Annotated in this window: 9 protein-coding genes; 8 read left to right on the top strand and 1 reads right to left on the bottom strand. The window is 67.1% G+C overall.

Annotated features, from left to right (window positions below; translation table 11 throughout):
* The 5 genes from G205_RS22590 to G205_RS06865 all read left to right on the top strand — a co-directional run.
* On the top strand, positions 1-1,145 hold a 1,145-nt coding region (locus tag G205_RS22590), incomplete at its 5' end, for an HNH endonuclease signature motif containing protein (protein WP_009357339.1).
* 179 nt (positions 1,146-1,324) lie between these two features.
* Positions 1,325-2,368 (top strand): zinc-dependent alcohol dehydrogenase, encoded by a 1,044-nt coding sequence (locus G205_RS06875; protein ID WP_009357338.1) that lies wholly within the window; start codon positions 1,325-1,327, stop codon positions 2,366-2,368.
* Positions 2,369-2,371: 3 nt separating this feature from the next.
* Positions 2,372-2,767 carry a 6-pyruvoyl trahydropterin synthase family protein gene (locus G205_RS06870; RefSeq protein WP_009357337.1) on the top strand — a complete coding sequence of 132 codons (396 nt, stop codon included), beginning with the start codon at positions 2,372-2,374 and terminating at the stop codon, positions 2,765-2,767.
* 4 nt (positions 2,768-2,771) lie between these two features.
* On the top strand, positions 2,772-3,083 hold the full coding sequence (locus tag G205_RS23720; RefSeq protein WP_338058397.1) for a hypothetical protein: 312 nt from the start codon (positions 2,772-2,774) through the stop codon (positions 3,081-3,083).
* Complete coding sequence (locus G205_RS06865; protein ID WP_338058396.1) at positions 3,080-3,865, top strand: glycosyltransferase family 4 protein; 786 nt, start codon at positions 3,080-3,082, stop codon at positions 3,863-3,865. The genes G205_RS23720 and G205_RS06865 overlap by 4 nt, the downstream gene beginning before the upstream one ends.
* An 18-nt stretch (positions 3,866-3,883) precedes the next feature.
* Here the strand turns inward: G205_RS06865 and tadA are convergent, their stop codons facing one another.
* Positions 3,884-4,387: a tRNA adenosine(34) deaminase TadA gene (tadA, locus tag G205_RS06860; RefSeq protein ID WP_009357336.1), complete on the bottom strand. Its 504-nt coding sequence runs from the start codon at positions 4,385-4,387 to the stop codon at positions 3,884-3,886.
* A gap of 113 nt (positions 4,388-4,500) precedes the next feature.
* On the opposite strand from tadA, the gene G205_RS06855 reads away from it, so the two are divergent.
* The 3 genes from G205_RS06855 to G205_RS06845 are packed head-to-tail and all read left to right on the top strand — an operon-like array spanning position 4,501 to position 6,318.
* The gene (locus G205_RS06855; protein WP_338058395.1) at positions 4,501-5,250 is read left to right on the top strand and encodes a phosphatase PAP2 family protein; all 750 of its coding nucleotides are present in this window, start codon (positions 4,501-4,503) and stop codon (positions 5,248-5,250) included.
* A 12-nt stretch (positions 5,251-5,262) separates the two neighbouring features.
* Positions 5,263-5,898, top strand: coding sequence for a uracil phosphoribosyltransferase (upp, locus tag G205_RS06850; protein WP_009357334.1), 636 nt, complete (start codon positions 5,263-5,265; stop codon positions 5,896-5,898).
* A 45-nt stretch (positions 5,899-5,943) separates the two neighbouring features.
* A complete protein-coding gene (locus tag G205_RS06845; protein WP_009357333.1) occupies positions 5,944-6,318 on the top strand; it encodes a glyoxalase superfamily protein in 375 nt (124 codons plus the stop codon).
* Positions 6,319-6,333: the final 15 nt, after the last annotated feature.

Below are 6,333 nucleotides of genomic sequence, written 5' to 3'. Positions count from 1 at the left end.
ACTTCACCCCCGACCGCGACGGCATGGCCTGGTTCGCGATCTATATGCGGGCAGACTGCGCGTTGGCGGCCTGGAACAAAACTACAGCCATCGCCCGCGGCCTCCAGGGCCCCAACGAAACCCGCACTCTTTCCCAAATCAGGGCCGACGAAGTCGCCCGCCGCCTCCTCGCCCCAGCCGGAACGACCACGACAGACGCCGGCACCGGCACCGGCACCGGGCCGAGCATGGCCACCCCCGCAGGAGGTTGGGACACGGAAGGCGCCGGTAGACAACGCGGCAGCCAACCCGGCACCAACAACGCTGCAGCCGGCGGCAGCGGCCACCCCGGCACCGGCGATCAGGTTCAAGGCGCCGCGGAGGAACAGTTCCCTGGTGAGTTCCTCGGGCTCGCCGGGCTTGTCGGGTCCGACGAGCCCGCTGCGGACCTTGGCATCCCCGACGCCCTGGCAGCGTCCCTGGAGGCGAGCAGCGCCGGCGACCATGGAGACAGCAGCCTTGGGGATTCCCCAACCTGCGCGTTTCTCGGCGACCCGGAGGTCGGGAAGATTCCGACCCCGCGGGCGGACGTCATCGTTACAGTCCCCGTGTTCGCCCTGCTCGGCCTAACGGACGAACCGGCCATCCTCGACGGCTACGGCCCCATCCCCGCATCCATGGCCGGGAAACTCCTCGCCGACGGAGCCGACTCCTTCACCAGGGTCCTTATCGATCCACGCGACGGCGCCCCGCTGGAAATCGGCCGCACCAGCTACCGGCTCACCAAAGCCATGCGACAAGCCCTGACCGTCCGGGACGGCAAATGCACCTTCCCTGGCTGTAACAACAACGCCCTGGACAGCGAAGCCGACCACCTCCAGGCGTGGCAACACGGCGGCACCACCGGCATCAGCAACCTGGCACAACTCTGCCCGAAGCACCACCGGCTCAAACACAACAGCGGCTGGACACCCACAGAAGCAACGAGATCCGAACCACCCGGCTGGAAATCACCCACCGGCCGCACATATCCCGCCGAGCAACCCGACCGGGAACCACCGTGTCTGCCCGAGGGAATCCTGCCGCCCGGAATTTTGCCACCGGGAGTCCTCCCGATGAAACGAAGCCTCCTTGAGGATGCCGTTGTCGCATATCTGTCAGGCTGACAACAACTGAGCACGTGCACCCGCCGGCCGTACCACGTCGTGCTGGGCAGATGCACACCGCCACGAACCGCCGCCAACCGGCGCACAACGCCACGAACCGCCGCCAACCGGCGCACAACGCCACGAACCGCCGTCGGACTTTCCCCGCCCGCTCCTGTCCGGCTAGATTCATCAGCACGATGACTAATGCGAATAACCCCATCCACGCCACCGCCTACTGGACCACGGCCCGGGAACACGGGGAGCTCCTGCCGGAGGAGCTCCGGGCTCCCGGCCCCGGCGAAGCCCTGGTGTGTGCCCTCTATTCCGGTATCAGCAAAGGCACGGAAATGGTGGTCCACAGCGGCGCTGTCCCGCCAAGGGTGGCCCAGCAGATGCGGGCACCCCACCAGGAGGGGCAGTTCCCGGGGCCGGTGAAGTACGGCTACCTGTCGGTGGGCGTGGTGGAGGAGGGCCCGGAGGAATGGAAAGGCCAGCGGGTCTTCTGCCTCAACCCCCACCAGGACCGCTACGTGGTGCCGGTCTCCGAGCTGACCCGGATCCCGGATGACGTGCCCACCCGGCGCGCAGTCCTTACTGGAACCGTGGAGACTGCTGTCAACGCGCTGTGGGAGGCCGGACCGCGGCTGGGGGACCGGGTGGCGGTGGTCGGCGCAGGGCTGGTGGGCGGCATGGTGGCCACCCTCCTGCGCACCTTCCCACTGTCCCGCCTCCAGCTGGTGGACCTGGACCCAGGCCGGAAAAACCTGGCGGACGCACTGGGTGTCGACTTCGCCCACCCGGATGACGCGCTGGCCGACTGTGACATCGTCTTCCACTGTTCAGCCTCGCAGGAAGGCCTGGAGAGAAGCCTGCAGCTGGCCGGCGATGAAGGGGACGTCATCGAGATGTCCTGGTACGCCAACCGCGAAGTTACCCTGCCGCTCGGCGAAGACTTCCACGCGAGGCGCCTGTCCATCAGGGCCAGCCAGGTGGGCGTCGTGGCCCGTGCCCGCCGCCACCGCCGCACCAACGCGGAGCGCCTGGAGCTTGCGGTGTCCCTCCTGAAAGATCCGGTGTTCGATGCGTTCCTCACCGGGTCGTCGCCATTCCAGGACCTGCCCGAGGTGGTGCAGGGCCTCGCCCACGGCAAAATCGACGCCCTGTGCCACGTCATTGAGTACCCGCAACACAACGCAGAACCGCAGCAGACAGCCCCCAGCCATCCCACAGACCAGAGGTAACGCATGTTCAGCCTGACCGTACGCCGCCACTTCATGATCGCCCACAGCCTGCCGCGCGAGGCTTTTGGCCCGGCCCAGGCCCTGCACGGGGCCACCTTCGTCGCTGAGGTTTCGTTCCGCCGGCACACGTTGAACGACGACGAAATTGTCCTGGACATCGGCGCCGCCGGAACCGTCATCGAGGAGGTGCTGGCAGGGCTCAACTACCGCAACCTGGACGAGCACCCGGACTTTGCGGGCAGGCTCAGCACCACCGAGGCGCTGGCGCAGTACATCGCCCAGGAAGTCGCGGGAAAGATTGAAAACCACGACGACGGCCGGCACCTGCAAGGGATCGACGTCACCCTGCGCGAAAATCCGGACGCCTGGGCCACCTACTCGCTGGACCTGTCCGCCTAGGCCCATGCGCCGCATCCGCCTGCTGGTTCCCGGCAACATCCACCACCACTCAGGCGGCAATGCCTATAACGCCAAGCTGGTCCGCGGGATGACGCAGCTCGGGGCCGACGTCGAGGTGGTGCCTGTCGACGGCGCGTGGCCGGAACCCTCAGCCAAGGACCGGCGCCGGTTCGGTGGCCTTATCGGCGCCTGGGGTCCGGAAGCGGAGCAAGAGCCTGCCGTGGACATCGTGGACGGACTCGTCGCCGTCGGCGTCCCGGACGAATTGGAGTACGCGGCCAAGGCCGGGCGGCAAGCTGGGTGCTGGCACACATGACAGTCGATGCTACGGCGGATCCCGGTCCGGTGAAGCGGGAGGCGCGGGCCATGCGGGCAGCTTCCGGAATCATCTCCACCAGCACCAGCACGGCGGCCATCCTGCGGGAGCGCCATGGGCTGGCCGGCATCCGCGTAGCCCTCCCCGGCGTCGATCCAGCACCGGTGGCGTCCGGGTCCCGGCCGCCCCACGTGATTGTCGTGGCGGCCCACCTGCCCAACAAGGACCAGCTGCTGACAGTTGAAGCACTCGCCTTGCTCAAGGATCTTGAATGGAGCGCAGCCATGGTGGGATCTGACCAGGCGGACCCGGCGTACGCGGCGGAGGTGCGGGCCGCCGTCGCCTCCAACGGGCTGGACCACCGGCTCCGGATCACCGGCGAACTCCTGGGCGACGCCCTGGAAAGGGCGTGGGACGCCGCGGACCTGAGCCTGCTGGTGTCCCGGGTGGAGGCCTTCGGCATGGTGGTCACGGAGTCGCTGGCACGGGGAATCCCGGTGGTGGTGCGGCAGGGGACAGGCGCCGAGGAAGCGCTGGGGCTGGCAGGGTTGATGAACGACGGCGGCGGCGCCCGGCTTCCCGGCGCGGCCGTACCGCTTGTGCCGGGAGACCGGGAGAACCCCGCGAGGCTTGCCGGCGTCCTGCGCCGCTGGCTTCAGGACCAGGCCGCGAAGGACGAATGGCGGGCGGCGGCACTGGCTGCCCGGGACCGGCTGCCCGGGTGGGACCAGACGGCACGAACCGTCCTCGACGCGGTGGAGCCAGGGAGGGCAACCGGTTAGGACCGCCACAACATCCTGCTACAAGCGGCTCCGGTGCCCGGCGAAGAAATCGCGGAGCAGTTCCGCGCATTCGGCTTCCCGCACCCCGGGGTAGACCTCTACCCAGTGGTTGAGGCGGCGCTCGCGCAGGACATCGAACACCGATCCCGCGGCGCCGGCTTTCTCATCCCAGGCACCGAAGACAACCCGGGGAATCCGGGCGAGGACGATTGCGCCGGCGCACATGGCGCACGGTTCAAGGGTGACCACAAGCGTGCAGTCGGACAGCCGCCAGCCGTCTGCCTTCCCGCCGCTGCGGGCGGCGACCTCGCGCAGCTGCTCCGCTGCCTGGCGGATTGCTACCACCTCGGCGTGTGCCGTCGGATCCCCAAGCTCCTCCCGCTGGTTGCGTCCGGAACCCAGCACGGCGCCGTCGGGCCCGAGCACCACGGCGCCGATCGGCACGTCCTCTGTCGCAAGGGCGCGGCGGGCTTCCGCAAGGGCAAGACCCATCCACGTGTCGTGTTTTCCAGCGGAGACCATGGCTCAATGATAGTTTCGAAGGATACCCTGAGCCCGTGACGACCAGCGCCGGGAGGCACAATGAGCACCGTCCGTGACCGTGTGGACAAATGGTTCAAACCCTACGCCGCCCTGTGGCTGACCCTGATCATCGGTGGAGCCTGGTGCTCTCCATGGCACTGCTGGGCGCCGAGGTGTACTCGGACGTGGTGGATGAGGAAGGCCTGGCAAGCCTCGACATTCCCGCCCTCGAGTATTCGCAGTCACTGCGGAATCCGGAAACGGACGCCTTCGTCACCGCCTTCACCAACATCGGTGGCGGGGTGGGGATGCCCATCCTCGCGAGCATCCTGACCGCCTGGCTCACGTTCCTGAGCCGGTCCTGGCGGCCCCTGATCCTGGTTGGCGGTGCGGCCGCGGTCTCCACGACTGCCACCACCATCGGCAAACGCCTGGTGGGCCGGACCCGTCCGGACCATACGGAGGCCGTGCCACCGTATGAAACAACGCCGTCCTTCCCCAGCGGCCATACCCTGAACACCACCGTGGTGATCGGCGTGCTGCTCTACATCCTGTGCCTGCATTTCTTCCAGCTCTGGGTGCGCATCACCGCCATCACAACGGGCGTGATTTTCATCATCGCGATGGGGTTGAGCCGGGTATTCCTGGGGCACCACTGGCTCACTGACGTGATGGCCGGCTGGCTGCTGGGCCTCGCGTGGGTGCTGATGGTGATACTGGCCCACCGGCTGTTCCACCTGATCAGGCGGCGGGAGCATGTGGGACCGGCACCCGATTTCGAGCATCCGGTGGTGCGGGATGTGGTGGTCGAGGCCATGCATCACGACGGCCCCGGCGGGCACGGGAAGGACAACGCCGGGTGATAGTTTTGACGCATGCGAACTCTCGTTGTGGACCACCCGCTCGTCGCCCATAAGCTCACCGTCCTGAGGGACAAAAACACCCCGTCCCCGGTGTTCCGGCAGCTGACCGAAGAGCTGGTGACCCTCCTCGCTTACGAGGCAACCCGCGAAGTCCGCACCGAACCCGTCACCATTGAAACGCCCGTCAGCACCACCGTGGGAACCGCATTCACCAAGCCCACCCCGCTGGTGGTTCCCATCCTGCGCGCAGGCCTGGGCATGCTCGAGGGCATGACCAAGCTGGTCCCCACCGTCGAAGTGGGCTTCCTTGGCATGGCCCGGGATGAGGAAACCCTGGACATCATCACCTACGCCGAGCGGCTTCCCGAGGACCTCACCGGCCGCCAGATCTTCGTCCTGGACCCGATGCTCGCCACCGGCGGAACCCTGCGCGAGGCCATCAAGTTCCTGTTCAAGCGCGGCGCCTCGGACGTCACGTGCATCTGCCTGCTGGCCGCACCCGAGGGCCTCGCCAAGCTGGAAGAGGAGCTTTCGGACGCCAATGTCACCATCGTCCTGGCCTCCATTGACGAAAAGCTGAACGACAAGTCCTACATTGTTCCCGGCCTCGGGGATGCGGGAGACCGCCTCTACGGCATCGCCGGCTGAGGTTCAAGCCTTCCAAGACAAGGAGCGCAGCCGTAGCCTGTGCCCATGGACTGGAAACTTGAACTCGTGTTTGTCCCTGTGTCCGACGTGGACCGCGCCAAGGATTTTTACGTCAACAAGGTGGGCTTCAATGCCGATTTCGACCAGCGGCCCACTGAGTCCATCCGCTTCGTCCAGCTGACGCCGCCGGGCTCGGCCTGCTCCATCTGCATCGGGGAAGGACTCACGGACGCCCCTCCGGGGACCGGCTCCAACCTCCAGCTGGTGGTCAACGACATCGATGCCGCGCACCGCCACCTCAAGGAGAACGGCGTGGACGTCAGCGACGTGGACTTGCAGGATTGGGGCCACTTCGTCTACTTCGCCGATCCGGACGGCAACAGGTGGGCGGTGCAGTACATCCCCGGACGGGATTCTTAACACAAACGGTGGTTG

The organism is Arthrobacter nitrophenolicus, assembly GCF_000332815.1.
Lineage (GTDB): Bacteria > Actinomycetota > Actinomycetes > Actinomycetales > Micrococcaceae > Arthrobacter > Arthrobacter nitrophenolicus.
This window is presented reverse-complemented; position numbering and strand designations above follow the sequence as displayed.